This window comes from Streptomyces kurssanovii, assembly GCF_040677245.1.
Lineage (GTDB): Bacteria > Actinomycetota > Actinomycetes > Streptomycetales > Streptomycetaceae > Streptomyces > Streptomyces kurssanovii.
Map to the genome: position 1 here is coordinate 104,700 of NZ_JBFAQK010000018.1, position 25,354 is coordinate 130,053.

The 25,354-nt window shown below is 71.1% G+C and carries 24 protein-coding genes; 17 read left to right on the forward strand and 7 right to left on the reverse strand.

Translation table 11 applies throughout. The features are described 5' to 3' along the window. The first annotated feature begins 13 nt into the window (after positions 1-13). The 3 genes from AB0K36_RS15820 to AB0K36_RS15830 all read left to right on the forward strand — a co-directional run bounded on the left by AB0K36_RS15820 (position 14) and on the right by AB0K36_RS15830 (position 2,153). Positions 14-694 (forward strand): TetR/AcrR family transcriptional regulator, encoded by a 681-nt coding sequence (locus AB0K36_RS15820; protein ID WP_364593821.1) that lies wholly within the window; start codon positions 14-16, stop codon positions 692-694. A 115-nt stretch (positions 695-809) separates the two neighbouring features. After that, positions 810-1,379, forward strand: coding sequence for a DinB family protein (locus AB0K36_RS15825; protein ID WP_364593824.1), 570 nt, complete (start codon positions 810-812; stop codon positions 1,377-1,379). 351 nt (positions 1,380-1,730) lie between these two features. Beyond that, positions 1,731-2,153 (forward strand): DUF5959 family protein, encoded by a 423-nt coding sequence (locus tag AB0K36_RS15830; RefSeq protein ID WP_364593827.1) that lies wholly within the window; start codon positions 1,731-1,733, stop codon positions 2,151-2,153. A gap of 128 nt (positions 2,154-2,281) precedes the next feature. Here AB0K36_RS15830 and AB0K36_RS15835 read toward each other — a convergent pair whose 3' ends face one another. Continuing rightward, positions 2,282-2,836 carry a pyridoxamine 5'-phosphate oxidase family protein gene (locus tag AB0K36_RS15835; protein WP_364593830.1) on the reverse strand — a complete coding sequence of 185 codons (555 nt, stop codon included), beginning with the start codon at positions 2,834-2,836 and terminating at the stop codon, positions 2,282-2,284. A gap of 202 nt (positions 2,837-3,038) precedes the next feature. Between AB0K36_RS15835 and AB0K36_RS15840 the strand changes: the two genes are divergently transcribed. Further along, positions 3,039-4,259, forward strand: coding sequence for an MFS transporter (locus tag AB0K36_RS15840; protein WP_364593833.1), 1,221 nt, complete (start codon positions 3,039-3,041; stop codon positions 4,257-4,259). Between the two features lie 99 nt (positions 4,260-4,358). Continuing rightward, positions 4,359-4,781: a hypothetical protein gene (locus AB0K36_RS15845; RefSeq protein WP_364593835.1), complete on the forward strand. Its 423-nt coding sequence runs from the start codon at positions 4,359-4,361 to the stop codon at positions 4,779-4,781. Here AB0K36_RS15845 and AB0K36_RS15850 read toward each other — a convergent pair. Next, positions 4,778-5,299, reverse strand: coding sequence for a hypothetical protein (locus tag AB0K36_RS15850; protein WP_364593837.1), 522 nt, complete (start codon positions 5,297-5,299; stop codon positions 4,778-4,780). The genes AB0K36_RS15845 and AB0K36_RS15850 overlap by 4 nt on opposite strands. A gap of 107 nt (positions 5,300-5,406) precedes the next feature. Here AB0K36_RS15850 and AB0K36_RS15855 point away from each other — a divergent pair, with 107 nt between their 5' ends. Both AB0K36_RS15855 and AB0K36_RS15860 read left to right on the forward strand, forming a co-directional pair. After that, positions 5,407-5,838, forward strand: coding sequence for a DUF4240 domain-containing protein (locus tag AB0K36_RS15855; protein WP_364593839.1), 432 nt, complete (start codon positions 5,407-5,409; stop codon positions 5,836-5,838). Positions 5,839-6,036: 198 nt separating this feature from the next. Continuing rightward, complete coding sequence (locus AB0K36_RS15860) at positions 6,037-6,399, forward strand: DUF952 domain-containing protein (RefSeq protein WP_364593841.1); 363 nt, start codon at positions 6,037-6,039, stop codon at positions 6,397-6,399. Between the two features lie 40 nt (positions 6,400-6,439). Here the strand turns inward: AB0K36_RS15860 and AB0K36_RS15865 are convergent, their stop codons facing one another. The 3 genes from AB0K36_RS15865 to AB0K36_RS15875 form a co-directional block, all read right to left on the reverse strand. Next, positions 6,440-6,826, reverse strand: a complete 387-nt coding sequence (locus AB0K36_RS15865) for a VOC family protein (protein ID WP_364593844.1) — start codon at positions 6,824-6,826, stop codon at positions 6,440-6,442. A 104-nt stretch (positions 6,827-6,930) separates the two neighbouring features. Then, positions 6,931-7,545 (reverse strand): dihydrofolate reductase family protein, encoded by a 615-nt coding sequence (locus AB0K36_RS15870; protein WP_364593847.1) that lies wholly within the window; start codon positions 7,543-7,545, stop codon positions 6,931-6,933. 345 nt (positions 7,546-7,890) lie between these two features. Beyond that, a complete protein-coding gene (locus AB0K36_RS15875) occupies positions 7,891-9,315 on the reverse strand; it encodes a non-reducing end alpha-L-arabinofuranosidase family hydrolase (RefSeq protein ID WP_364593850.1) in 1,425 nt (474 codons plus the stop codon). A 946-nt stretch (positions 9,316-10,261) separates the two neighbouring features. On the opposite strand from AB0K36_RS15875, the gene AB0K36_RS15880 reads away from it, so the two are divergent. The 4 genes from AB0K36_RS15880 to AB0K36_RS15895 all read left to right on the forward strand — a co-directional run bounded on the left by AB0K36_RS15880 (position 10,262) and on the right by AB0K36_RS15895 (position 14,539). After that, the gene (locus AB0K36_RS15880) at positions 10,262-11,284 is read left to right on the forward strand and encodes a LacI family DNA-binding transcriptional regulator (protein WP_364593853.1); all 1,023 of its coding nucleotides are present in this window, start codon (positions 10,262-10,264) and stop codon (positions 11,282-11,284) included. Between the two features lie 112 nt (positions 11,285-11,396). Then, complete coding sequence (locus AB0K36_RS15885) at positions 11,397-12,521, forward strand: aldose epimerase family protein (RefSeq protein ID WP_364593856.1); 1,125 nt, start codon at positions 11,397-11,399, stop codon at positions 12,519-12,521. A gap of 32 nt (positions 12,522-12,553) precedes the next feature. Then, complete coding sequence (locus tag AB0K36_RS15890; protein WP_364593859.1) at positions 12,554-13,171, forward strand: dihydrofolate reductase family protein; 618 nt, start codon at positions 12,554-12,556, stop codon at positions 13,169-13,171. Positions 13,172-13,225: 54 nt separating this feature from the next. Next, positions 13,226-14,539 carry a hypothetical protein gene (locus AB0K36_RS15895; protein WP_364593862.1) on the forward strand — a complete coding sequence of 438 codons (1,314 nt, stop codon included), beginning with the start codon at positions 13,226-13,228 and terminating at the stop codon, positions 14,537-14,539. A gap of 287 nt (positions 14,540-14,826) precedes the next feature. Here the strand turns inward: AB0K36_RS15895 and AB0K36_RS15900 are convergent, their stop codons facing one another. Beyond that, positions 14,827-15,879 carry a DUF2382 domain-containing protein gene (locus AB0K36_RS15900; protein WP_364593865.1) on the reverse strand — a complete coding sequence of 351 codons (1,053 nt, stop codon included), beginning with the start codon at positions 15,877-15,879 and terminating at the stop codon, positions 14,827-14,829. Between the two features lie 197 nt (positions 15,880-16,076). Between AB0K36_RS15900 and AB0K36_RS15905 the strand changes: the two genes are divergently transcribed. Together AB0K36_RS15905 and AB0K36_RS15910 are read left to right on the forward strand one after the other, a co-directional pair. Continuing rightward, entirely contained in the window at positions 16,077-16,463 is a 387-nt protein-coding gene (locus AB0K36_RS15905) for a VOC family protein (protein WP_364593868.1), read from the forward strand. Continuing rightward, on the forward strand, positions 16,460-17,095 hold the full coding sequence (locus AB0K36_RS15910) for a TetR/AcrR family transcriptional regulator (protein WP_364593871.1): 636 nt from the start codon (positions 16,460-16,462) through the stop codon (positions 17,093-17,095). The genes AB0K36_RS15905 and AB0K36_RS15910 overlap by 4 nt, the downstream gene beginning before the upstream one ends. 7 nt (positions 17,096-17,102) lie before the next feature. On the opposite strand, the gene AB0K36_RS15915 is transcribed toward AB0K36_RS15910, so the two are convergent. Next, positions 17,103-17,993 (reverse strand): LLM class flavin-dependent oxidoreductase, encoded by an 891-nt coding sequence (locus AB0K36_RS15915; protein ID WP_364593874.1) that lies wholly within the window; start codon positions 17,991-17,993, stop codon positions 17,103-17,105. A gap of 162 nt (positions 17,994-18,155) precedes the next feature. On the opposite strand from AB0K36_RS15915, the gene AB0K36_RS15920 reads away from it, so the two are divergent. The 4 genes from AB0K36_RS15920 (at position 18,156) to AB0K36_RS15935 (ending at position 25,318) form a co-directional block, all read left to right on the forward strand. Continuing rightward, a complete protein-coding gene (locus AB0K36_RS15920) occupies positions 18,156-19,634 on the forward strand; it encodes an aminotransferase class I/II-fold pyridoxal phosphate-dependent enzyme (protein WP_364593876.1) in 1,479 nt (492 codons plus the stop codon). Between the two features lie 213 nt (positions 19,635-19,847). Then, complete coding sequence (locus AB0K36_RS15925) at positions 19,848-22,010, forward strand: SpoIIE family protein phosphatase (protein ID WP_364593879.1); 2,163 nt, start codon at positions 19,848-19,850, stop codon at positions 22,008-22,010. Between the two features lie 177 nt (positions 22,011-22,187). Continuing rightward, the gene (locus tag AB0K36_RS15930) at positions 22,188-22,916 is read left to right on the forward strand and encodes an SDR family NAD(P)-dependent oxidoreductase (RefSeq protein ID WP_364593882.1); all 729 of its coding nucleotides are present in this window, start codon (positions 22,188-22,190) and stop codon (positions 22,914-22,916) included. A gap of 173 nt (positions 22,917-23,089) precedes the next feature. Beyond that, positions 23,090-25,318: a catalase gene (locus AB0K36_RS15935; protein ID WP_364593885.1), complete on the forward strand. Its 2,229-nt coding sequence runs from the start codon at positions 23,090-23,092 to the stop codon at positions 25,316-25,318. Positions 25,319-25,354 lie beyond the last annotated feature (36 nt).

Genomic DNA, 25,354 nt, shown 5'->3' on the forward strand with positions numbered 1-25,354 from the left:
CAAGGAGGACTCCGTGGCCACCGAGCCCGCCCGCACGCCGGCACCCCGCCGCCGACCCCTCAGTAAGGAAACGGTCCTGCGCACGGCGCTCGCGCTCGCGGACGAGGCAGGCACCGGCGCGCTCACGATGCGCAAACTCGCCGACCGGCTCGGCGTCGAGGCCATGTCGCTCTACCACCACGTCCGCAACAAGGAAGCGATCCTCGACGGCATGGTCGACCTCCTCTTCAGCGAGATCGAACTCCCGCCCACGGACCTCCCCTGGCGGGCGGCGATGCGACGGCGCGCCGCATCGACACGCGACGCGCTGATCCGCCACCCGTGGGCGATCGGCCTCATGGACTCCCGCAGCAGCCCCGGCCCCGCGACGCTGCGCCACCACGACGCGGTCATCGGCTGCCTACGAGCGGGCGGCTTCACGATCGCCGGCGCCGCGCACGCGTTCTCCGTACTCGACAGCTACATCTACGGGTTCACCCTGCAGGAGCTCAGCCTCCCGTTCGAACCCGCCGGCGGCATCGAGGAGCTGGCCGACTCGCTCCTGGAGCAGATGCCCGGCGACGAGTTCCCTCACCTCACCGAGATGATCACCCACCACGCCCTGAAACCCGGCTACACGTACGCCGCGGAGTTCGACATCGGACTCGACCTCGTCCTCGACGGACTGCAACAACAGCGCGAAACCTGGCTGTGACCCGTCCGCCGACCCCCACGACGCTTCAAGGCCCCGCGTTCTCACCGAATCGTTCGCACCACGGATCCGTCTCGATGAACAAACCTGTAGCGGACACGGGCCGTCGCGGACCACCATGCACCGTATGAGTGATCAACCCGCGCGATGGACCCAGGCAACCGTCTACCCCGACATGTGGGCAGACCCGGACAACGACCCCCGCAACAAGGAAAGCGCCAGTCCGGACGGTGAGCTCGCGACGCTGCTGGACTTTCTGACGGGCTACCGCATGACCCTGCGGATGAAGTGCGAGGGCCTTGACGCGGAGCAGCTGGCCCGTCGGTCCGTACCGCCGTCGACGATGTCGCTGCTCGGCCTGGTCCGGCACCTCGCCGAGGTGGAACGGGACTGGCGCAACTGGATCACCGACGGCGAACCCGTGCCGAAGCTGTACGGCCGGCGTGACGCGGACTTCGACGACGTCGTCGCCGAGCAGGCCATGGTCGACGCCGCGTACGCCGATCTGGAGCGCGAGCAGGCGGCGACGGATGCCGCGCTGGCCGAACACCCGGATCTCGGGGAGCGGGTGGGGAAGGACAAGACCTCGATCCGGGAGCTGATGGTGCACCGGATCGAGGAGTACGCCCGGCACTGCGGTCACGCCGACCTGCTGCGCGAGTGCGTCGACGGAAGGGTGGGCCAGTGACGACGGAGGGCACGCCGTGGGCAGGAAGATCACGCCCGCGACGGGGTTCTCCGGGCCTCCGGCCGGACCCGACACTCGTGATCGAGGCGACACGCCCCGGTACTTGAAGCGCCACGGCGAGGCGGCGTCCGAGGCATCCGACGGGCCTGGCGCCAACGTGTCATGCGTCTGCTCCGGCAAAGGGTGCCGGCGCTGGCTCCTGCTCAGGCCCTCGAGTGTGTGCATACTCTGCAGGGCGGCGCCCCTGGCTGCGGAAGGTCGATGAGAGTCGGCAGCCACACCCACCTCGGCGCGGTGTGTGCCGGCGGGCTCAGGAATGATGCTTCCGTTCGAGGCCGATGGAGAGGGGCTGTGGTGGAAGACGAGTTGGGCGAGTTGATCCACCTGGCGGATCCGCCGGGGACCACCGGTCACATCCTCTCTCTGCTTGTGCTGGAGCGGCCGTCTCCCGGCGCAGACGTTCTGGACTGCGAGTTCGTCGTGGAGACCGAGACCGTCAAGGGAAGCTTCCCTGTCCACGTCTCGTCCGCTGACCTCGATGACTGGGAGGAGGCCCTGGACGCGCTGGCCGGGAATCGGTTCGTGTCGTGGCTGAACTCGGGGCGGACGGTCCAGCTCAAGATCAAGCCGCTGAGCCCAGGCGTGATCGGCGTAACGGTCCATGACGGCCCGTCGTCGCAAGTGACGGTCAGCTTGCCGCTCTTCCCGGCGGTCGGCTGGATCGATGATCAGCGTGCGCGTCTGGAGAAGGTGCGGCGAGCATGTGCGGGCTGACCGTCCCGGCGTCACGGCGGATCGCCGGGTACAGACGACCGTGGACTTCGGCAGCACCCCGGCCCCTCGATCGCGCGGTCCCGGTCCGTCGGGGCCGGCAGTGACGCCGGCCCCAGGGGAAGCGGCGCTCAGAACACCCACCGCGTATGGCTGTAGACCCCGTTGTCCCGACCGAAGCCGTACGCCGTGGCCGGCACCACCGCGAACACCACCGCGGCCCCCGTCCGGATGGTGTCCCCGAGCCCGTGGAACGTGCCCTCCGGCGAGGTGATGTGCGGCCCGTACTTCGCCTCGTGCGCGGCGATCACCTCTTCGAGCACCGCCGGGTCGGTGACCCGTTCCGCCTGGCCCTCGACCACGATGTCGAACCCTTCGGTCAGCGCGTTCCGCCCGGTGGTCAGTACGCAGTGCGCGTCGTGAGCGAGGTTCCTCGCCTTCTGCTCCTCCGGGCCGGTGGAGAAGTACAGCGCCCCGTCGTGCCACGCGGCGATCACGGGCGTGACATGCAGCCGACCGTCGGGCCGCACCGTGGACACCCAGAAGATCTCGGCGGCCTCCAAGTGTCCTAGCGCCTCCGCCCACTCGATGGCGGTGACACCCGCGGCACCCGGGCGAGGATTGAGCGCGGAACTGTAGCGGGCATCGAGCTCAGCCGTGGGTTGCTGTGCCGGTCCTGTTGGCATGGCGGATCTCCTTCTCGTCCCTCTCCTAACGACCGGCAGCCCGCGCCGACATCACCATCACACCCGTCCGTGTCCATCTGCACGCCTCACAAGGACAGCCGCAGGCCCACGAGGGACATCCGCGAGGCCGCATCCCCGATGCCGCACCGCCGACGCCACAATGTCCGGCCGCCCGCGTCCGGGCGCTCGTAAGGTGAGCCGCATGATCGTCCGCAAAGGTGAGGGCCGCCGTCCCGGCTACGTCGCGGCAGCCCTGGTGTTCGCCATCGGCATGGCGGGCACGACCCTGCCCACGCCGCTGTACGGGCTCTACCAGGAACAGATCGGCTTTTCCGAGCTGATGGTGACCGTGGTCTTCGCCGTCTACGCCGTCGCCGTGATCGCGGTGCTGCTCGTCGGGGGAAACTACTCCGACGAAGTCGGGCGCCGACCCGTGCTGCTCTGCGCCATGGCCCTGTCCGCCGCCAGCGCCGGATGCTTTCTGCTGGAAACCGGGCTCCCCCTGCTCTTCGCCGGGCGGCTGCTCTCCGGATTCGCGGCCGGACTGCTCAGCGGCGCGGCGACCGCCGCCGTCATGGAACTCGCCGGACCGGGACAGCGGGCACGGGCCGGTTTCGCGGCCACCGCGGCGAACATGGGCGGTCTGGGCTGCGGACCGCTGCTGTCCGGGATCCTCGCCCAGTACGCGGCCCGCCCGCTCGAGCTCGTCTTCTGGGTCCACATCGGGCTGGTCGCCGTCGCCGCCGTGATCATCCGCTTCCTCCCGGAGACCGTCGAGCGGCCGAAGCGCTTTCCCCCGCTGAAGCCTCAAGGCGTCTCCGTACCCGACGAGGTGAAAGGAGTGTTCGCGCCCGCCTCCGTCGCGGCGTTCGCCGGCTTCTCCCTGCTCGGACTGTTCACCGCCCTCGCCCCCAGCTTCGTGGCCCGGACACTCGACGTGCACAACCTCGCCGTCACGGGAGCGGTCGTGTTCTCCGTCTTCCTCGCCTCCACCGCAGGACAGTCACTGAGCGAACGCATCGGCACCCGGCGCGCCCTCCCCATCGGCTGCGCCGTCCTCATCGCCGGCCTGGTGCTCGTCGCCACGTCTCTGATCACCGAATCCCTCGCGGTGCTCGTGGCCGGAGCCTTGTGCGGAGGCGCGGGCCAGGGGCTGGCATTCCGGGCGGCCCTGTCCCTCGTGGGCGCGGCGGCACCCGCCGAACACCGCGGCGGCACCATCTCGGCGTTCTTCGTCGTCGCCTACACCGGCATCTCGCTGCCGGTGGTGGGCGTGGGCGCCGCGGCCCAATTGTGGGACCTGCGCACCGCCGGGCTCGTCTTCGCCGGCTGCGTGATGGTGCTCGCCGCGTGCGCCGGTATCTATTCCGCCCTGCGCCCGCCGACCGAACGCGCCCGGGCCCGCGACGAGTCCCGCCGGTGAACGCCCCACGTCATCGACCGGCCCCACGCTGATGCGGCGCACACCGCGGCGCACCGGTCGCAGGACTCTTCTGGTTCGGAGGTCTGGAACGATGTGCCTGTGCATGCTGATGATCAAGTTGGCTGGGGTGTTTGTGAGGATCTCGCGGCGCTTCTCCGAAAGGCTGCCGACGACCGTCCGGTGAAGATCGTTCCTTCCGTCTGTGGCGTCTGCGGCGGGCGTGTGTTCTTCGTGCTCGTCGACGATGTCGAGGGCGGAGCCGAGCGGGTGTGCACCGGCTGCGGCGGCCGCGCGTTCATCGCGGACAGCGAGGAGTTCTGGACGGACGCGGAGCCCGGCGAGGCGGGCTGTCCGTGCGGGAGCGAGGAGTTCGAGACGGCAGTCGGGTTCTCGCTGGCCGGCGACGGGTCGGTCCGCTGGGTGACGGTTGGGCTGCGGTGCCAGAAGGACGGCGCTGTGGGGATCTATGCCGACTGGAAGATCGACTATGGCCCCACGGATCACCTCCTGACCATGGTCTAGGTCTGCGGAGTGACCGCCCGAACAGGCTGCAGGAACCTGACCTGCGGGTTTGCGAGGAGAACGACTCGATCAGCTTCGATGTCGTAGCCGAGGACGGGATGGCCGTAGTCGCCTTCCGGGTCCATCAGCACCGGCTTGCCCAACCGCCGCCCGATCTCCCGAAGGAAGCCGCAGAACGTGTCGAGTCGCTCCTGGCCCTGCAATTCCCGCAGGTCGACGTCGAAGTCGACTTCATCGTCGGCATGGAAGCGGAAGATCGCCAACACATCGGCCGTCGGCCAGACCCGCAGTTCCGGGCACTCGGCCTCCGCCGGGCGTGACAGCACGCCTTCGGCCCGGGGCACAGGGAGCACCGTCTCTCCCTCCGAGTACTGGCACCTCCAGCCCTTCTCCACGACAAGATCGAGGACCCCCTGCCAGTCCGTCACCGAGGTGCCCGGGACACGCACGTCCGGCAGTGACCCCGTCAAGTCCGGGTCGAAGAAGCAGCTCACGTCATCCCACAGCAGATCAGTCACCCTGCCATGCTGCCCGGCTCCCGCACCGGACGCACCGCCGTTTCCTCGGCCGGCCGGGCAGGCACCTCACAACCGGCTTGTCACACCCGTCCGCCATGCTCTCCGGCATGAACGAAAGTGTCTTCTGGCGGCTCATCGAAGCGTGCAGCTCCTCTGCCCCGGACCCCGAGGGCGATGAGCTCGCCGCTGCCCTGACAGCCCGCTTGGCGAACGGCCCTGTATCCGACGTGGTCGGCTTCGCCGAGCAGCTCTCCTGGGCCCTGTACAGGTTGGACCGCAAGGAATACGGCGATGATCTGTCGAGTGATCAGTTCCTCTACACCCGGGCCGCGGTGGTCGCAGCCGGCCGCGAGGAGTACGAGAGCGTACTTCGAAACCCGCAGCGGTTCATGCCCTACGCCAACGACCTCGTCTGGGCAGAGGCACTGCTCTACGTTCCCGACAGGGCATACAAGCACCTCACAGGCGAAGAGTGGGACCGCAGCACCCGATACAGCTACGAGTCGTATTCCAACACTGCCGGATGGACAGGCGCATAGGCGCCGACGGTCGACTCACGCAGTGGCGTGATCCGGCCATGCGAACGGACAAGTTCGTCATGCCCGACACTCGTCCGACGGCGCTGACGACAAGTCGCGGCAGTCAGGCCGGTTCATCGCCGGCAACGGAAGTGCTGGTCGCAGCACCCCCGGCGGCGGGCGACGACGTCTCCACGCCAACTGTTGTATAACCCGAAGATGATCTACCACATTGTCACGCAAGCCGAGTGGACGGCCGCCCCGGACCAGCCCTACGCTCCCGCATCCCTCGCCGAAGAAGGCTTCGTCCACTGCGCCCCCGACGAGCCGACCACCCTCGCCGTCGTCAACGCCTTCTACCGCAACACGCCGAGACCGCTCCTGGTGCTCGTCCTGGACGAGAGCCGTCTCAACGCCCGGACGGAATGGGAGGCAGCCGTCCCGGCCCCGCCGCCCGGAGTCCCTGAGGGAACCCTGTTCCCCCACGTGTTCGGTCACATCGACCGCGACGCCGTCGAGCGGATCCTGGAAGTCACCTGGGACGAGGACGGCCGCGCCACAGGAACGAAGAAGGCCACCTGACCCGTTCTCCGGGAAGCCCGGAGCCCGCAGCTACGGGACTTCAGGGGCGGTAGCGCAGTGGGTGGTCCTCAGGTACCTCTACGACGGCGATGCGCACCCCGTCCGGGTCCGCGATCCACATCTCGATCAGCCCCCAGGGCTCCTGCACCGGAGCGCGCAGCACGTCCACGCCGGCTGCCAGCAGTTCCTCGAACGCCGCCTGCACATCTTCGACTTGGAGCCACAGCTGGAGACCTGGCGCTGGTGGGTTCTCGGAGCGGCCCGAGACCTCCAGGAATCCGCCACCCAGGAAATAGACCGTGCCACGCTCCGGCCCGGTCCCGAACTCGCGACTGACGGCGAGTCCCAGTGTTCCGCCGTAGAAGGCGCGGGTGCGGTCCGGATCCGTCGGGTGCAGCAGGACCCTGCTGCCGAGTACATGCACCATGCCTCGAACCTATGTCGTCCCGGGCCGGACGGGCCGGAGATTTCGGTCGCGCCGCGGTCGGGCGGGCCGGGGGCGACCAGGAAAGTCGTTCCGATACGACGTCGTCAGAGCACGTCGTAGGTCAGGTGCGTCGCCGTCGATGTGGGGATCACGTTCCGCTGCACCAGCGTGCGCGGCGCTCTGCCGGTGAACAGAGGCGTCCCGGTGCCCAGCACGACGGGCGCCAGGTGCAACGTCAGCACGTCGACCAGCCCGGCGTCGAACGCCGAGCCGATGGTGGCGCCGCCGCCCATGAGGACGACGTCGAGGTCCTTGCCGCTGTCCGACGACGCCGCCTCTGCGCGCCCGCGCGCGGTGGTGACGGCGTCGGGCAGACCGGTGGTGACGAACGTCCAGTCGAGGCCGGTGAGCCGCACCGACTCCGGCGGCGAGCTCGTCACGACGACGAACGCGGGTCTGCCGACCTCGCCGGCGCCGTAGCCGGTCTCGTCGTCCCAACCGTTGGGTCCGTCGACCACGTCGAAGAGCCGGCGGCCGAGGACGACGGCGCCCGAGCGGGCGGTCGCCTCGCGCAGGACCCGGCGGTCGTCGGGGTCATCGGAGAACGCCCACGTGTGCAGGGCCTCACCCCCGGCGCCCAGACCGGTCTCCGGGCCGGGGTCGGGCCCGGTGACGAATCCGTCGAGGGAGACCGAGATGTCAGCGATGATACGAGTCATACCAGGGCAGACCCGATCCGCCGCCCGAATTCATCGCTCACGCGTTCAGCGCGTGCGCGAGGGTCCGGCGCATCCGTCCCCGGCCGCACCGGCCGACCTCCCCACCTCCGGCCCCCCGGCCGCCGGCTGTGCGTGCGCCTTGACCTCCTGGACGACGGGCCGGGCCGCGACTACGCCACCGGAGGAGAGAGGAGCCCCGGCCGCCGCACGGCCGGGGCTTCTCGAGGCGGTGAGTGTCGGTGAGGCGGTGAGTGTCGGTCAGCAGGTGGAACCGCCCACGCCGTGAACCGCACGCTCACACGCCTGCAGACCGCACCACATCACGGTCACCGTGCATCGGGAAGGTCAGCGCTGCAGGGTGAGGACACCCGGCCGCCACGGCAGTTGGTTGTAGTCGCCGCCGGCGGTGGGGGACTTGCCCTGGTAGAGGAACTGCAGGTTGCAGGGGTCGATGGTCATGGTCTGGTCGGGGTTGTTGCGGACCAGGTCACCGTGGCTGATGTCGTTGGTCCACGTGGCACCGCTGTTGGCCTTGCCCGCGAAGGGGTTGCTCTCGCCGGCGGCCTGCGGCGTCCACGAGCCGCTCAGGCTGGAGGCCGTGAAGGAGCGGAAGTAGCGCCCGTTCGCGCCCATCGCCTCGACGATCATGAGGTACTGGCTCCGGCCCTGAACCTTGTAGACCTGTACGCCCTCGAACAGGTTGGCCTTCGTGTCGCTCATGATCGTCGTGTACGACGAGCCGAAGTTCCCCGGGAAATTCCCGATCGGCATGCTCGCCCGGTAGATCTTGCCGTTGTCACCGGCGAAGAACAGGTACATGTTCTGGCCGTCGGCGATCAGGGTCTGGTCGATCGGGCCGGTGTCGGAGCCGGAGATGCTCCCGGTGAACAACGGCTGCGGAGAGGACCAGCCGTTGGGGTTGGTGGGGTCGCTCGACGTGCGGTAGATGAAGGGCCACGCACCCCACTGGTACGCCAGCACCCAGATGTTCTTGGGCGCGAAGTAGAACAGCGTGGGCGCCACCGCGGCCTGGCTCATCCCGGTCTGGCCGGCCGACGCCATGTCCGACCAGTTCGTGAAGGGACTGAACATCATCGAGCCGTAGGACGATCCCGACACGTTCGACGCGTAGACCAGGTGCTTGCCGTTATGCGTCACGGTGGTGAAATCCTTCACCGCGGCCCATCCGTTCGCCGGCTGCGCCAGTACGCCCGTCGATGCCCACCGGTACGTCGACGGAAGAGAACACGTGCCGTCCGTCGGAGGCGTCCCGGTCAGGCCGGTCCACTTCTGGTTGCTGCCGCCGTTGCACGTCCCGATCTGTACCGCCGTGCCGTTGGCCGTACCGGCGCCCGAAACCTCCAGGCACAGCCCGGACTCCACGCCGACGACCGTCCCGGCGGAGTTCACCCGCCACTGCTGGTTCGCACCGCCGGAGCAGGTCCAGATCTGCACCCGGGTACCGGCCGTGGTGGCGTGACCGGGAACATCCAGGCACTTGTTGCCGTACACGGTCAGCTGGTTGCTGTCCGTCAACGTCCACTGCTGGTTGGTCCCGCTCCAGCAGTCGTGGATCTGCAGGTATGTGCCATTGGTCTGGCTGGCTCCCGGCACATCGAGACACCGGTTCGAACCGACTCCGCGTAAGGCGCCGCTGGTAGCCGCCTGAGCCGGGGTGGCGACGAGCATCGCCGCCAACGCGGCCAGAGCCGCGACCACGGCGGCGAGCACCGCAGACGGATGCCTGCGGCTGAAACTTCCTCTGTGCATGGGGACTTCCCCAACCGTGAGTAGGCTGTTCCGGTCGCCTCGTCAGAGGCTGGCCGGACTGTCGGTGTAGTGCGGTGTGCGGCGGTCTGTGAGCACCACGGCACACCGCTTGTGGCTCCCACGTCTTTCGCGAGCCTCCGAACGACGGGTGTGGCCCGGCGTCTTCGGACGGCGTGGTCACACGGGGTGAAGGCTTGGACGGTGTCGGGTGGCACCGATATCGGCCCGGGGCGCTCGGCGGCTCGATCCACGTCGCACATTGATGAGGGCATGACATACGTGCGCGCTCTCCTTGCGGCTCGACGTTCGGGGATGGGGCCCGGAGATGCCCTGCTGTGCGATGAAGCGACTCGATGGTTCGATATCTCGAACGAGTGTCGAAGTGTCGAGCAATGTGAATGATAAGGAACCGCTGAACGACGTCAACCCCTCTCGCATGTATCGTCATCGGCCTCGAAATATTTCGTCGAGACCTGCGGTGAACCGGCGCAGGTCACACCGTCAGGTGACTGAGGTCGGCCATCACTTGCGCCGGAAGGGAGCGATTTGGGACGGTGTCGTCACCCCGGTCGGCCGTTCTCTCCGGCATCCGTGACCCGCCGATTTCCGAATGGCGGCGGAAGTTTCGAGCCGCGCGCCGCCGCGGCGCCTTCCCGGCCCTGCCCGGTCCGGCAGTCCTCGCCGCCCTCCGGCTGCGCCGCGCGCCGGGTGGTCGATCGTCGTGCGTTCCGACCGGCCGTGAGTGCTGCCCGTCGCTTCCCCCTTCCGGACCTCCTCGGACGAGGCCGGACGGTTCCGCCCGATCAATTCGTCCTACCGCTCCGTGGCCGGGGCGCCGCTTCCTTATCGTGGTCGTCGTGGCGCGGCGCCGTACGGCGTGAAGCCGCCGGAGCACCAGCTACACACCGTCACAGCGGTACTGCCGCACCGAGAGCCAAGGAGTGCCGTGGGCGTCAGCCTCAAGGACGTTGCCAGCCGGGCGGGCGTGTCCATCAAGACCGTCTCCAACGTCGTCAACAACTACCCGCACGTCACGCCCCAGATGCGGGCCAAGGTCCAGCAGGCCATCGACGAGCTCGGCTACCGGCCGAACCTCACCGCCCGCCACCTGCGCAAGGGGCGGACGGGCATCATCGCCCTGGCCGTGCCGGAGTTCGGCAACCCGTACTTCGCCGAGCTGGCCGGCGCGGTCGTCGACGCGGCCGCACGGCACGACTACACCGTCCTGGTGGACCACACGGCGGGACTGCGGGAGAAGGAACTCCTCGTCAGCCAGGGCTTCCGCGCCCACGTCATCGACGGGCTCATCCTCAGCCCCATCCACCTCGAGACCGAGGACCTCACCGCGCGCACGGACAGCGCCCCGCTGGTGCTGCTGGGGGAGCGGGAGTACGAGGCGCCGTACGACCACATCGCCATCGACAACGTCGCCGCGGCCCGGGAGGCGGTCCGGCATCTCATCGGCCTCGGCCATCGCCGGATCGCCTTCCTCGGCTCCCGAACCGGCCGCGAGCGCCAGCCCGCCCACCTGCGGCTGCGCGGCTGGCGCGAGGAACACGCCGCGGCGGGGCTGGAGGCGGACGACGCCCTGGTGGTCGTCACCGACGGTTACGGTCGGGAGGACGGGGCGAGCGCCATGGCCGCCCTGCTCGACCGCGGCGGGCGGCCCGACGCGGTCTTCGCGTACAACGACCTCATCGCCGTCGGAGCGATGCGCACCCTCACCGAACGCGGACTGAGCGTCCCCGGCGACGTCGCTGTGGTCGGGTTCGACGACATCGAGGAGGGCCGGTACGGGTCCACCACGCTGACGACGATCTCCCCGGACAAGGAGGCCATCGCCAGGCTGGCTGTCGACAGCCTCGTCGAACGCCTCGCCGGCGGCACGGCCCCTGAGCCGCGGCGGCAACGCCCCGGATACCGCCTCGTCGTCAGGGAGTCGACGACCCGCTCAGCGCGCTCCCGCTGACCTCCCCGCTCACCACCCTGTTCCCGCCCCCGCTCCGTTCTCCGTCCACCACCCTGTTCCCGCCCCCGCCCCGCTTTCCGCCCACCACCCGCTTCCCGCCCGAAGGATCCCCATGCCCCGCCCCGCCGTCACCCGCACTCCCTACGGAACCCTCCCCGGCGGTGAGGAGATCGACCTCTGGGCTCTCGACTCCGGGCACGGGGTGCGGGCCGAGGTCCTCACGTACGGCGCAGTCCTCCACACACTCACCGTCCCGGACACCCTGGGCGAGGACGCCTCTGTGGTCCTCGCCCTCCCCGGGATCGGCGACTACGCGGAGAAGAACGCCTACGTCGGCGCAGTCGTCGGCCGCTTCGCCAACCGGATCGCGAACGGCACCTTCACTCTCGACGGGACCCGCCACCACGTCCCGGCCAACGACCGGGGCCATGCCCTGCACGGCGGCCCGGGCGGCTTCGACACCAAGGTGTGGCAGGCGAGCGAGGTGCCCGGAGAGGGGAGCGCGGCCGTGCGGCTGTCCCTGCACAGCCCCGACGGCGACATGGGCTTCCCGGGCGCACTCGACGTGGCCGTGACGTACAGCCTCGATGCCGAGGGGACCCTCGCCGTCGACTTCACCGCCACCACCGACCGGCCCACCGTGGTCAACCTCGCCCACCATGCCTACTTCGACCTCACCGGCGAAGGCGACATCCGCGGCCACGCGCTGCAGGTCGACGCCGACAGCTACCTGCCCGTCGACGCCACCGGCATCCCCCAGGGCCCGGCGGCCGACGTACGCGGCACCGCCTTCGATCTGACCGAGCCGCGTGTTCTCGGCGAACGGCTCGCGATGCCCGACGAGCAGTTGCGCGCAGCCGGCGGCTTCGACCACTGCTGGGTGCTGGACCCCGCCGGCCCGGCCGCCGCACCACGCCGCGCCGCCCGGCTTATCGCGCCGGGGGGACTGCGCGTCATGGAGGTATGGACCACGGAGCCCGGCGTGCAGGTGTACACGGCCAACCAGCTCGACGGGTCGCTCGCGGCCCCCTCCGGACGGCGTCACGAACGGCATTCCGGTGTGTGCCTGGAGACCCAGCACCTGCCCGATTCCCCCAACCGGCCCGAGTACCCCACCACGGTGGTGCGCCCGCACGAGCCGTGGCACAGCCGCACCGAATTCCGCTTCCCGCACCTGACCGCGAAATCTCCTGGCGACGATGTCGAAAAGGGCGGCTCCCGATCGACGCAAGGGTGAGACCGCACACCACACCCGATGAGGAGCCCAGCATGACCACCGTCACCGCCGATCTCGCCATGTCCCTCGACGGCTTCGTCGCAGGCACGGACATCGGTCCCGACCATCCCGGGGGCAAGGGCGCGGACGCGCTGTTCCAGTGGATCCACAACCTCGCCTCGTGGCGCGAGCGCCAGGGCATGACCGGCGGAGAGGACAACGTGGACTCCGAGATCATGCGCGAGTGGTTCGACTCGACCGGGGCCGTGGTCATGGGCAGGACGATGTACGACACGGGTGAGGTGCCGTGGGGCGACGAACCGCCGTTCCGCACTCCTGTGTTCGTGCTCACCCACCGCCCCCGCCGGCCGCTCGTCAAAGAGGGCGGCACGACCTTCACGTTCGTCACGGACGGCATCCACAGCGCGCTGGAACAGGCCAAGGCCGCGTCCGGCGGGCGCAACGTCGACATCGCCGGCGGGGCCCGTACCGTCCAGCAGTACCTGCGTGCCGGGTTGATCGACGAACTCCAACTCCATGTGGTTCCGGTCCTGTTCGGCGCGGGCCTGCGGCTGCTCGACAACCTCGGGGCGGAGCAGCGGCGCTTGGAGGTCATCAGGGTCGTCGACACCCCGCTGGCGACGCATCTGAAGTACCGCGTCCACAAATAGCCGTCGTGCGGCGGCCGTCCGGCTCCGCCCGGCCGGACCGGGTACGGTGCTGATGTGCTGATCACAGGGGAGAACCGGGAGAGTCCGGCCCCGGGTACCGCGCTGCTCCTCGCAGCCGCCCCGGCCGGCAAGGGACGTCTCATCGACGCCGCGTCCGTGCTGCCCGCGCTCGCGGCCGTACCGGCGGACGTCCTCGCCGGTACGGCCGGTACGGCCGCGGCCACGGTGATCGAGCTCGCCGATCCGCTCGATCCACAGACCGTCCTGACCCGCATCCGCGCCGCGGCGGCCTCGCCCGGACCGCTGCACCTGTATCTGGCGGGGCAGTTGCACGTGGACCGCAAACAACGGCAGCTGCATCTCGCCCTGGCCCGCACGTCACCGGCGACGATGCGCTACACGGCCCTGCCCTGGCACTGGCTGGTGGGCGAGCTGAAGATCCGGCGGCCGGGAACGACCACGGTGGTGCTGGACCTCGTCGCCGACACGGAGGCCTGGCAGCAGGTCACCGGCGGCAGACTGCTGTTCGGCGACGGGACACGGATGTACGGGCGGATCGCTCCCGCTCCCGGCCGTCGCACCGTAGCCGCCCCCGTGCACCTGAAGGCCGTGGCCGCGATCTGGCGCAGCGGGGCGCGCCCGCCGCTTCAGCACCTCCACGAACAGGCCGCCGCGCAGACGGCGTCCGAGGACGCCCCCGACGGCGCGCTCCTGTTCGGCATCACCCCCTCGAACGCCCCCTCCAACGCCTCGGCGCACGCTGCGGGGTCCCCGTCGGGCCACCCGGCCGGACACACCGCGGGACCCGTGCACGGGTACGCCGCAGTGCCGGGCCCGCGCATCGCACCGCCTCCCACCGGCGGTCCCGACCCGGCCTCGGCCGACGCACATCCGGCGAGTCCCGCGGCCCCGGGGGCCGACCCGCATCCGGCGATACTCGCCGCCGCGCGGGCCGGACGCCACGACGAGGCCGCGGCCGCCGCGGCCTCGTGCGAGAACGAGGCGCTGCGGGCCCACGGGCCCGGCTCCGTCCAGGTGCTGCACTGGCTGGAGGTACGGGCGGACCTCGCGCGGCTCGCCCGGGACCCGGCCCGCAGCTGCGAGTTGTGGATGACCGCCGCCGATGTGCGGCTCGGCCGTCAGCAGACCCCCGACGATCCGGACGTCGAAGCGGCCGTGGACCGTGCGCATCACCAGTGGGAGCAGATCAGGGACGCGGCGAGGGCACGGCAACTCGCCCCGGCCCTGGTGGCGTTGCGACGGCGGGTGCCGGGACGCCAGCGCGGCGCGCTCCAGTTGCTCCAGCGGCGCCTGGAACAACTGCACGACCACCACGCAGGCACGGCACCCTCCGCCCCGGCTCGCTGACCTGACCGGGCCCGCCGGTGGAGGGCGGGACGGGCAGCACCGGGGACGTGCGGCACGGGGACCGGCGCCGGATGCGCAACCCGCCCCGGCAGCAGCGTCGTAGGCGTCGGCACGGAGCGGGAGACGCCGTGCGCGTCGGCAGGAGCGGGCGACGTCGTACGCGTCGGCACGGAGCACGCGCCGGAACAAAGAGACGGACGGCGCCCGACCGGTCCTCGCAACCGCCGGGCACCGTCCGCCTCGTCACCCTCACCCCGCCACACGGCCGTCGGGCCGCTGTGGACGCGTCAACCAGGTCCACCCGGGCCACGGCGTTCGTGCTTCTCCCGCGAGGCCCGCTCGGTGGGCTCGTCCGGCATCTCGGCCTCGATCCGCTCCTTGCGGACCCGGCCCTTGACCGTCTCCTGATGCGTGTGCTCCTCGGTCGTCAGCCGGACACGCTCGACCGGCTCGACGCGGGTCTCCACGACCGGGCGTTCCTCGTACAGGGTGACCTCGTGTTCGGCCTCGGAGATCTCCGGCCCGGACAGTGCCGCGCCCTTGTTGCTCTCCGTGATCGGCTCACGCTCCACGCGCACCTCGTCGTGGCGCAGCGGGATCGTCTGCTGCTCCTCCTCCGTCACCACGTACTTGCGCAGCCGCGCACGGCCCATCTCATGACGCTCGGTGCCGACATGCATGGTCTCCTCGGACCGGGTCATCGCCGAGTCGGCGTCGCTCCGGCCTTCCTTGCCCGCCATGTCCCGGCGTTCGCCGGCCATGTCGCGTCCGCGGGTCTGGCCGGCCGCCGTGCGCGCGTGGGCCGGCGTCTCGCCCGCCATGCCCTGGCCCGCTCCGGCGCGGCTCCTGCCTGCCTTCCCGGCGGCACCCGCAGCGCCCGCAGCGCCCGCAGCACCCGCAGCACCCGCGGCGCCTGCCGCTCCCGCCGCTCCCGCCGTGCCCGCCTGGCCTGTCCCGCCCGCCCCGCCGGAGTGGGCCCAGCCGCCCTCGGAGGGCTGGTTGGCGCGCTTCCACGCGGTGTCCCAGTCGATGCGGTAGTGCCGGTACAGGCGCTCTTCCTCCTCCGCCGAGAGATGGCCACCTGCGTCCACGTCGACGTTGGGGGCGTCCTTGATGGTGTCCTTCGGGTAGGGCACCTCGAGGTGGTCCTCGACCATGTTGGCGTCCCGGATCGGCACGAACGACTCGTTGCCGCCGAACAGGCCCGTCTGGACGCTGACCCAGTCGGGCTCGCCGGTGGCGTCGTCGAGGAAGACATGCTTGGCGTTGCCGACCTTGTTGCCGTCGGCGTCGTATACCGGGTGGTCCAGTACGTTCCGGATCTGTGCTTTGGTGATCACGACTTCCTCCTTCTCGGACGTCCCTGGACGCCCGGGTAGCCACGAGGACAACGACTAAACGACATAAAACGGCATATAGCGCTCCCTGGTGTCGCCTTGCCGTCCTCCCGTTTCGTGTGCTGCCACCTCTTGCCGGGGGAGGGGCGCGAGGATTACGATACGAACCGGATCGGATTCGAATGAGGGGGAGGAACGTCATGCGAGTGAAGGACTTCGACCATCTGGTGCTCAACGTCCAAGACGTCGAACGAGCCCTGGAGTTCTACTGCGGACCGCTCGGGCTCGAGCCCGTACGCGTGGAGGAGTGGCGGGCGGGCAAGGTGCCGTTCCCGTCCGTGCGGATCACCCCCACGACCATCATCGACCTGGTCAGCCGCCCCCGGGGCGAGTCCAACGTGGACCACATATGCCTGACCGTCGACCCGCTGGACTGGCAGGAGGTCATCGACTCCGGCGTCTTCCACGTGCTGGAAGGACCGGTGGAACGCTACGGCGCCCGGGGCGACGCATGGTCGCTCTACGTGCAGGACCCCGACGGCAACACCGTCGAACTGCGCTGGTACCCGCAGGACGCCGCACAGTGACACCCCCCGCGGCCGGCCGTCCGCGCGACCCGGCGATCGACGCCGCGGTGGTGGCCGCGACGCTCGACGTGCTGCGGGAGCACGGATACTCCCGCTTCGCCCTCGAGGCGGTCGCGGCGAGGGCGGGCACCACGAAGGCGTCCGTCCGGCGGCGTTGGCCCACCCGGCAGAGCCTGGTGATCGACGCCCTCGCCTCTGTGCTGGTCACGCCGCCGGTGCCGGACAACGGCTGCACCCGCTGTGACCTGACCCAGAGCGTCGGCGTGCTGGCGGAGGCGCTTCTCGACCGGCTGCCGGCCGGCGTGCTCGCGCCGCTCGTCGCGGACTGCGCGCACGACCCCGCTCTGCACAGGCGTCTGATCGACGTCCTCGTGCAGCCCAGCAGGCACGCCGCCATGGTCGCGGTGCGGCGCGCCGTCGACCGCGGTGACCTGCGTGCCGGCGTCGATCCGGACCTGCTGGTCGACCTCCTCGCGTCGGTGGTCTACCAGCGGGCCCTGTTCGGCGACACCGTGGCAGGCAGGGCGGCCGCACGCCCTCTGGTCGACCTGCTGCTGCAGGGCGCGGCGGTCGACTTCGACCATCTGGTCAGGGTGAGCGAGATGCCCGCGCACGCCAGGCACCGGCATTGACACCGCGTCAGGGGCCGTCGGACATACGGGGGACGAGGGGCCGTACCTCTTCGGCCACGAAGCGTACGAAGCCCTCCGGGTCCGGCTCGTCGGCCGTCGGCTGGAGCACCACGGTGTCCGCTCCCGCGTCCACCAGCCGCTGGACGGCCTTCGCCGCCGCGCCCGCGTCGCCCGCCACGCCGAGTCCAGGCGCCGACGCCCCGCCGGAGCGCTCCAGTTCGGCTGCGAGACGGCCCTCGGCGCCGGGGCCGGTCGCGGTGTGGAGATAGACGACGATCTCGTGCCGGCCGGTGCGTCCGCCCGCCGTCCGGCCCTCGTCGATCAGCCGGCGGGCGTTGCGCACCCCGTCGGGCGGAACGGCCGCGTCGAGGATCGTTCCGTCGGCCGCCTCGCCGGTCAGCCTCAGTGAGCGCGGCCCCGTCGCCCCGGCCAGCACCGAAGGAGCCGTCGCCGGAGGCCAGTCGAGGGCGACGCCGTCGAGCTTCACGTACCGGCCGTCCACCGTCACCCGCTCACCCCGCAACAGCGCCCGCATGGCGGTGAGATGCTCGCGCAGCAGCGTCAGCGGCGATTCGACGCGGGCGCCGACCTGCCCCATCCACGCCTGTACGCCGTGCCCGACGCCCAGGGCCACCCGGCCGGGGAAGAGCCGGTGCAGTGTGGCGGCCTCCATCGACGTCAGGGCGACGTTCCGCAGGGGGACCGGCAGCAGGCCCACGCCCACACGAAGACGCTCCGACCAGGCGAGGGCGGCAGCCGCCGTGGCGATGCCGCTCTCCAGGAAGCAGTCCTCCCAGAGCCACAACTCCTCCAGCCCGGCGGCATCCGCCGCGCGGACCACCTCGCGCAACCGTTCGGGAGGCAACTGCGGACGGAACACTGCGCCGAGAGAGGTCATGCAGAACCAATACCCGTGCGTCCGCGCCGCCCACAACCGGTTTTCCTGACAGCGGCCGAGCATCCGCTGGTCGCCGAGCGAGCGGGCCGGGAGCCGCAGCGGAATGCCCCGTTCGGCCCAGCCCGTCAGTTTTCGTGCCGCCCCGAAGGGAAGCGGAGTCACATGGACCACTCACGGACACCCGTACTGGATGCGCTGGCCGCGTACCACGCGGAGGAACAGACCCCCTTCACGCCGCCCGGGCACAAGCAGCACCGCGGCGCCGACCCGCGGGTGCGCGCGGTCATGGGCGACGAGGTCTTCCGGTCGGACGTGCTCGCGATCAGCGGCCTCGACGACAGGACCTCCTCGCACGCCGTGCTCGAGCACGCCCAGGAGCTGATGGCGGACGCCGTCGGGGCGGAACACACCTTCTTCTCCACCTGTGGCAGTTCGCTGTCCGTGAAGGCGGCCATGCTCGCCGTCGCGGGCCCGCACGAGAAGCTGCTCGTGGGCCGCGACGCGCACAAGTCCGTGGTCTCCGGCCTGGTGCTCGCGGGCATCCGTCCGGTCTGGGTGGAGCCCCAGTGGGACGCGGAGCGGCACATGGCCCACCCGCCGTCCGCCGACGCCTTCCGTGCCGCGCTGGCCGAGCACCCCGACGCCCGCGGCGCTCTGGTGACCACCCCCACCCCCTACGGGACCTGCTCGGACCTGACGGGCATCGCGGAGGCGTGCCACGAGAACGGGGTGCCGCTCATCGTCGACGAGGCGTGGGGCGCCCATCTCCCCTTCCACCCCGACCTGCCGACGTGGGCCATGGACGCCGGGGCCGACGTGTGCGTCACCTCGGTCCACAAGATGGGCTCCGGGCTCGAACAGAGTTCGGTGTTCCACCTCCAGGGCGATCTGATCGACCCGACGGTCCTCAAGAGCCGTGAGGACCTGCTGGGAACGACGAGTCCCTCCACGCTGATCTACGCCGCGCTCGACGGCTGGCGCCGCCAGATGGTCGAGCACGGCCGTGCCCTGTACGACGCGGCGCTGGCGCTCGCCGGCCACGTCCGGGCCCGCGTGGAGGACATCGACGGCATGCACGTCCACGGCAGGGACGACCTCTGCGGTCCCGGCCGTGCGACCGACATGGACCCGCTGCAGGTCGTCATCGACGTCAGCGCACTCGGCACGACGGGCTACCGGATCGCGGACCGGCTGCGCCGGACACACCGCGTCAACCTCCATCTCGCCGACCACCGGCGCATCAGCGCGCAGCTGACCCATGCGGACGACGAGACCTCCGCGGAGCGTCTCCTCGCCGCCCTGCGGGACGTGCCGGCCCAGGCGCCGCAGCTGCGACCGGCGCCGGAGGTGGAGGTGCCCGACCCCGCGGACCTGCGGCTGGAACAGGTCATGCTGCCCCGTGACGCGTACTTCGGCCGGGTCGAGCAGGTCCCGTGGGAGAAGGCCGTGGGCCGTGTCAGCGCCGAGATGCTCACCCCCTACCCGCCGGGCATTCCCGTGGCGCTGCCCGGTGAGCGCCTGAACGAGGCGGTGCTGCGGTACCTGCGCAGCGGTGCGGACGCCGGCATGGTCGTCCCCGACGGCGCCGATCCCGAGGTCCGGACGCTACGGGTGACCGTCGAGGACCGGCCGGGTTCCTGACGTTCCCAGGTAGGCGGCCCAGGGGTGCAGGCTGCCGAGGTTTGGGCGTAATGTCCACAAATGATGAAACCTGTACCTTGTCCCGCCCCGACCGGCCGCCCGGAACGCTCCGGTCCCGGCCCCCGGCCCGGTCGGCCCGCATGGTGTGTGCGCCCGACGGCGCCGCACCGCGCGGGGACGGCACGGTCCGCCCCGGTCGCGAGGGACTAGGCCATGGCATCGTCCGACGAGGAAGACGGCGCCGTGGAGGCCCTGCAACGGCTGTTGTCCCGGATGCTGCGGGAGACCGGCGGGTACGGCGGCGGGATCTACGTACTGCCTCCGGAGAGTCAGCTGCTCAGTGCCGTCGTCCTCGCCGGAGTACCCTCCAGCCTCGCCATGCCGTGGGCAAGGGTCGGCGTCTCCGCCTCCGGACCGCTCGCCCAGGCGGTCCGCGAGGACCGCCTGATCTGGGTGGGGGCAGAAGGCGAACTGGCACGCCGCTACCCGCGCCTCGGCCTGGCCCTGCCCTACTCGTTCGCCCTCGCCGCCGCCCCCATCACCAGCACCGGCCGCACCTGGGGCGGGGTCCTGGTGCTCTGGCCCGGCTCGCAGTCCATGGAGATCGACCCTGCCCGGCGGAAGGCCGTCGAACGGACGTGCGGTCACATCGCGGCCGCCCTGCGCAGGGCGGAGGAGAACGGCCACCCCGTCCGGCCGACCACCGAACCCCGGCTGATGCCGGTGCCTCGCGGGCGCCGGGTCACCCAGTCCCAGGCCTTCGCCGCCGTGGACTACACCGAACGCCTGCCGGAGGGCTGCTGCGCCCTCGACCTCGACGGCAGGGTCACCTTCGTCAACGCCACGGGCGCGAAGCTCGTCGGCTCCGACATGGTCGCCCTGACGGGCGCGCGGCCCTGGGAGCTCCTGCCGTGGCTCGACGACCCCGTCTTCGAGGACCGCTACCGGTCGGCCGTCATGAGCCGCAGCCCCACCTCGTTCACCGTGCGGCGCCCCGACGGCCTGTGGCTGTCCCTCGAGCTCTACCCCGACGCACGGGGCATCAGCGTCCGTATCTCCCCCTCCCGGCTGGGCGGCGGCGAGGCCGCCGATCCGTCGTCCGCCGTGGCCTCCGTCGCCGCCGACCCGCCCGTGCTCGAGCAGACCGGATCGGCCCCGGCACGGACCGCGCCCCGCGCCGATGTCCTCTACCGGATGGCGCACCTCGCCGCCGCGCTCACCGAGGCGCTCAGCGTGCCCGACGTGATCAAGCTCGTGGTGGACCAGATCGCCCCCAGCTTCGGCGCCCACGCCGTCGCCCTGCTCGCCACCCACGCCGGCAGACTGCGGTTGCGCGGCCACAGCGGCTACGGCCCCCAGGAGGCCGAACACCTCGGCGGAGTGCCCCTGGTGCCCGACAACCCGGGCGGGCGCGTGGTGGTCACCGGCGAGCCGGCCTTCTTCGCCTCCCGCCGCGAACTGGAGGAGGCGTTCCCGAACGCCGTCGGTGACGACGGCCATCACGCATGGGCGTTCCTGCCGCTCGTGGCCGCCGGCCGCCCGCTCGGCTGCTGCGTCATGGCCTACGACAGCCCCCGCCCGTTCGCACACGACGAACGGGCCATGCTCACCGCGTTCGGCGGCCTGGTCGCACAGGCCCTCGACCGGGCGCACCTCTACGACACCAAGAGCGGCCTCGCCCGCAGCCTCCAGACGAGCCTGCTCCCGCAGACCCTTCCTTCGCTGACCAACCTTCAGGCCACCGCCCGCTACCTGCCCGCCACCCGCGGCATGGACATCGGAGGCGACTTCTACGATCTGATCCGCCTCGACGACACCACGGCCGCGGCCGTCATCGGAGACGTCCAGGGTCACAGCGTTCCCGCTGCGGCGCTGATGGGCCAGGTCCGTACGGCGGTCCGCGCGCAGGCCCTCGCCGGAGCGTCCCCCAGTGACGTCCTCGCCGGCGCCAACCGCCTGCTCACCGACCTCAATCCGGGACTCTTCGCCAGCTGCCTCTACGTCCAGATCGACCTCGCCCGCGGCCGCGCCTGCCTGGCCACGGCCGGCCACCCGCCGCCGCTGCTGCGCGGCCCCGACGGAACGGCCAGGACCGTGGCCGTGCCACCGGGCCTGCTGCTCGGCATCGAACCGGTCTCCGACTACCGGTCCTCCGTGGTCACCCTGCCGCCGGGCAGTGTTCTCGCCCTCTTCACCGACGGGCTGGTGGAACGACCGGGCACCGACATCGGGTTCGCGATCGACGAACTCGCCCGCTCCCTGGCCGCCGGTGCCCGCGACCTCGAAGTGCTGGCGGACCAGCTCATCCAGGGCGCGTTGCCCTCGGGCGACCGGACCGACGACACCGCCCTGCTGCTGCTCCGGTCGATGCCGTGACCGGCGGGCGCGGACGGCGGGCGCGGACGGCGGGCCCTGACCGGCGGGCGCGGACGGAGGTGCCGGTCGGCCCAGGCCGTCCGGCGCCGACCTGCCGCCGAGCGGGCCGAGGTGAGGCAGCGGAGGAGGGCGGATTAGAGTCGGTCCGCATCCGCCCCCGTACCACCGGAGTCCGCCTTGCGTCAGCAACTCACCATCGTCACCGGCGGCAGTCGCGGCATCGGCGCCGCGGTCTGCGCCCGCCTCGCAGTGGAAGGTCACGACGTGGTGGTCGGTTACCGCTCCGACGAGACCGCGGCGCACGAGGTCGCCAAGGCGGTGCGCGCGGCCGGCCGCCGGGCCCTGGCCGTCCGGGTCGACACCGCCGACGAGCAGTCGGTCGACGGTCTCTTCGACAGCGCTGCCGAACTGGGCGCCGTCACAGGGCTGGTGAACAACGCCGGCATCAGCGGGCCCAACGGCCGCCTCGCGGACGCCGACGCCGAAGGGATGCGCCGGGCGCTCGAGGTCAACGTGTGGGGATATCTGCTCTGCGCCCGCCGTGCCGTCCGTGACATGACCGGCTCCGGCGGCGGCGCGATCGTCAACATCTCCTCCGCGGCCGCCACCCTCGGCAGCCCCGGCCAGTACGTGCACTACGCGGCCACCAAGGCGGCGGTCGACGCCATGACGACGGGTCTGTCCAAGGAGGTCGCCGCCGACGGCATCCGCGTCAACTGCGTCGCCCCCGGCACCATCTGGACCGAGTTCCATGAGGACCCCCAACGGCCCGCGAAGGTCGCGGCCAACGTCCCCATGGGCCGGGCCGGACAGCCGCAGGAGGTCGCCGGAGCGGTCGCGTGGCTCCTCTCGCAGGACGCGTCGTACACGACGGGAGCGGTGCTGCGCGTCGCGGGCGGACTGTAGGCGCCGGACGTCACGGGACGGGCCCTTCGCCGAAGCTCCGCCGTTCGCCGCCAGGTCCACCGGGATGGGCGTACCCGGACTGCCGTGCCCCCGCCGGGGCAGAAGAATCGGCCGAGTATGTCCGAGGCGCCGGAGACTCTCCGGCGTCCGGCACCCGTATCCGTGGAGGACGCATGAACCGGAAGAACTCCGGCGCCGAAGGCGGCATCCCCGGCAGGCCGTCGCCGCAACCGCCCACCGTCGACGAACCGACGGAGCCGAGGGAGCCGCTCCCGCCCAAACCGGACCAGAGCGGCCCGGCGACCGTGAGTCCGACGGGACAGGAGACGGGGGCCGACCAGGCGGCCGTCGCGCAGGCCGGTCCGTACCTGACCACCGCACAGGGCGCCCGGCTCCCGGACACCGACCACTCGCTGAAGGCCGGCAGCCGCGGCCCCGTCCTGCTGCAGGACCACCACCTGCGCGAGAAGATCACCCACTTCGACCACGAGCGCATCCCCGAGCGGGTCGTCCACGCGCGCGGCGCCGCGGCGCACGGCGTCTTCCAGGGTTACGGGACCGCCGCGCAGATCACCAAGGCGGCGTTCCTCGGCAAGGGCGTGGAGACGCCGGTCTTCGTACGTTTCTCCACGGTCCTCGGCTCCCGCGGCTCCGCCGACACGGTGCGCGACACCCGCGGCTTCGCCACCAAGTTCTATACGACAGAAGGCACTTTCGATCTCGTCGGCAACAACATTCCGGTGTTCTTCATCCAGGACGCGATCAAGTTCCCGGACATCATCCACGCGGGCAAACCGCAGCCGGACCGCGAGATCCCGCAGGCGCAGAGCGCCCACGACACGTTCTGGGACTTCGTCACCCTGCACACGGAGGCCACCCACCACACCTTGTGGAACATGTCGGACCGGGGCATTCCCCGCTCGTTCCGCATGATGGAGGGCTTCGGCGTCCACACCTTCCGGCTGGTCAACTCCGCGGGCGCCACCACGCTGGTGAAGTTCCACTGGAAACCGAAGCTGGGCGTGCACTCCATGGTGTGGGAGGAGGCGCAGATCACCAGCGGGATGGACCCCGACTTCCACCGCAGGGACCTTGCCGACGCGATCGAGGCGGGCGCCTACCCGCAGTGGGAACTGGCCGTCCAGACCTTCCCCGACACCCCGGAGCAGACGTTCGAGGGCATCGACCTGCTCGACCCGACGAACATCGTCCCCGAGGAACTGGCGCCGGTACAGCCGATCGGACTGCTGACCCTGAACGCCAACCCGTCGAACTTCTTCGCGGAGACCGAGCAGGTCGCCTTCCACCCCGGCCACCTGGTCCCCGGCATCGACATCACGGACGACCCGCTGCTCTCCGGCCGGCTCTTCTCCTACCTGGACACCCAGATCAGCCGGCTCGGCGGCCCCAACTTCGCCCAGATTCCCGTCAACCGCACCCACGCACCCGTCAACGACATGCTGCGGGACGGCATGCACCAGACCGCCGTGCACCGGGGCGTGGCGCCCTACCGGCCCAACTCGCTCGACGCCGGCTGTCCGTTCCAGGCCGGGGCGGACCTGGGCGCCTACGTCGAGGTGCCCGTCGAGGTGCCGGCGGCGAAGAAGGTCCGCGAGGCGCCGGACTCGTTCGCCGACCACTTCAGCCAGCCCCGCCGGTTCTGGCTCAGCATGTCTCCCGTGGAGCGTGAACACATCATCGCCGCCTACTCGTTCGAGCTGGGCAAGTGCTACGAGCAGGCCATCAAGGAGCGCGGTCTGAAGGTCCTCGCCAACATCGACCCCGAGCTGTGCGCCGGCGTCGCCGCCGCCCTCGGCCTGCGCGCACCCGGGCCGACGGAGCCGCTCGCGTCCGTGGAACCGAGCCCGGCGCTCTCCCAGCTCGGACAGACCTGGCCGCTGGACGGCCGCGTCATCGGGATCGTCGCCGACGCCGGCTGCGACCTCGACGGGGTCCGTTCCGTACGGCAGGCCGTGCTGGCGGCGGGCATGGTGCCACTGGTCGTCGGCCCCGACGGAGGTGCGCTCGGCGGCGGCGGGGAACCGGTGGCCGTACAGCGCACCTTCGCGACCGCGCGCTCGATCGAGTTCGACGCCGTGCTGCTCGCCGGAGCTCCCGGCCCGGCCGCCGACGCGATCGGCGCCCGCGACGCCAAGGCGGGTGATCCCGCGGCGGGACGCGGCGGCGAATCCGACCCGAGGGTGCTGCTGATGCTGTCGGAGGCGTACCGGCACGGCAAGGCGATCGGCGGCTGGGCAGGCGCGGACAGCGTGCTCGCGGCGGCCGGTGTGCCCGCCGGCGCCCCGGGAGTGGTGACCGGCCACGGCGAGGAGGGCACGCTGGAGGAGATCACCCGGCTCCTGGGCAGCCACCGCGTGTGGGAACGCTTCGAGGCCGCCTGACACAGCGATACGGCCGCCGCCCGGCCGGTCCCCGCT

Bases quoted from the DNA above. Each gene is read 5' to 3' on its own strand.
- AB0K36_RS15825 (WP_364593824.1), top strand. From the start codon at position 810: ATGCACCGTATGAGTGATCAACCCGCGCGATGGACCCAGGCAACCGTC.
- AB0K36_RS15835 (WP_364593830.1), bottom strand. From the start codon at position 2,836: ATGCCAACAGGACCGGCACAGCAACCCACGGCTGAGCTCGATGCCCGC.
- AB0K36_RS15840 (WP_364593833.1), top strand. From the start codon at position 3,039: ATGATCGTCCGCAAAGGTGAGGGCCGCCGTCCCGGCTACGTCGCGGCA.
- AB0K36_RS15855 (WP_364593839.1), top strand. From the start codon at position 5,407: ATGAACGAAAGTGTCTTCTGGCGGCTCATCGAAGCGTGCAGCTCCTCT.
- AB0K36_RS15860 (WP_364593841.1), top strand. From the start codon at position 6,037: ATGATCTACCACATTGTCACGCAAGCCGAGTGGACGGCCGCCCCGGAC.
- AB0K36_RS15865 (WP_364593844.1), bottom strand. From the start codon at position 6,826: ATGGTGCATGTACTCGGCAGCAGGGTCCTGCTGCACCCGACGGATCCG.
- AB0K36_RS15870 (WP_364593847.1), bottom strand. From the start codon at position 7,545: ATGACTCGTATCATCGCTGACATCTCGGTCTCCCTCGACGGATTCGTC.
- AB0K36_RS15875 (WP_364593850.1), bottom strand. From the start codon at position 9,315: ATGCACAGAGGAAGTTTCAGCCGCAGGCATCCGTCTGCGGTGCTCGCC.
- AB0K36_RS15885 (WP_364593856.1), top strand. From the start codon at position 11,397: ATGCCCCGCCCCGCCGTCACCCGCACTCCCTACGGAACCCTCCCCGGC.
- AB0K36_RS15890 (WP_364593859.1), top strand. From the start codon at position 12,554: ATGACCACCGTCACCGCCGATCTCGCCATGTCCCTCGACGGCTTCGTC.
- AB0K36_RS15905 (WP_364593868.1), top strand. From the start codon at position 16,077: ATGCGAGTGAAGGACTTCGACCATCTGGTGCTCAACGTCCAAGACGTC.
- AB0K36_RS15915 (WP_364593874.1), bottom strand. From the start codon at position 17,993: ATGACCTCTCTCGGCGCAGTGTTCCGTCCGCAGTTGCCTCCCGAACGG.
- AB0K36_RS15920 (WP_364593876.1), top strand. From the start codon at position 18,156: ATGGACCACTCACGGACACCCGTACTGGATGCGCTGGCCGCGTACCAC.
- AB0K36_RS15925 (WP_364593879.1), top strand. From the start codon at position 19,848: ATGGCATCGTCCGACGAGGAAGACGGCGCCGTGGAGGCCCTGCAACGG.
- AB0K36_RS15935 (WP_364593885.1), top strand. From the start codon at position 23,090: ATGAACCGGAAGAACTCCGGCGCCGAAGGCGGCATCCCCGGCAGGCCG.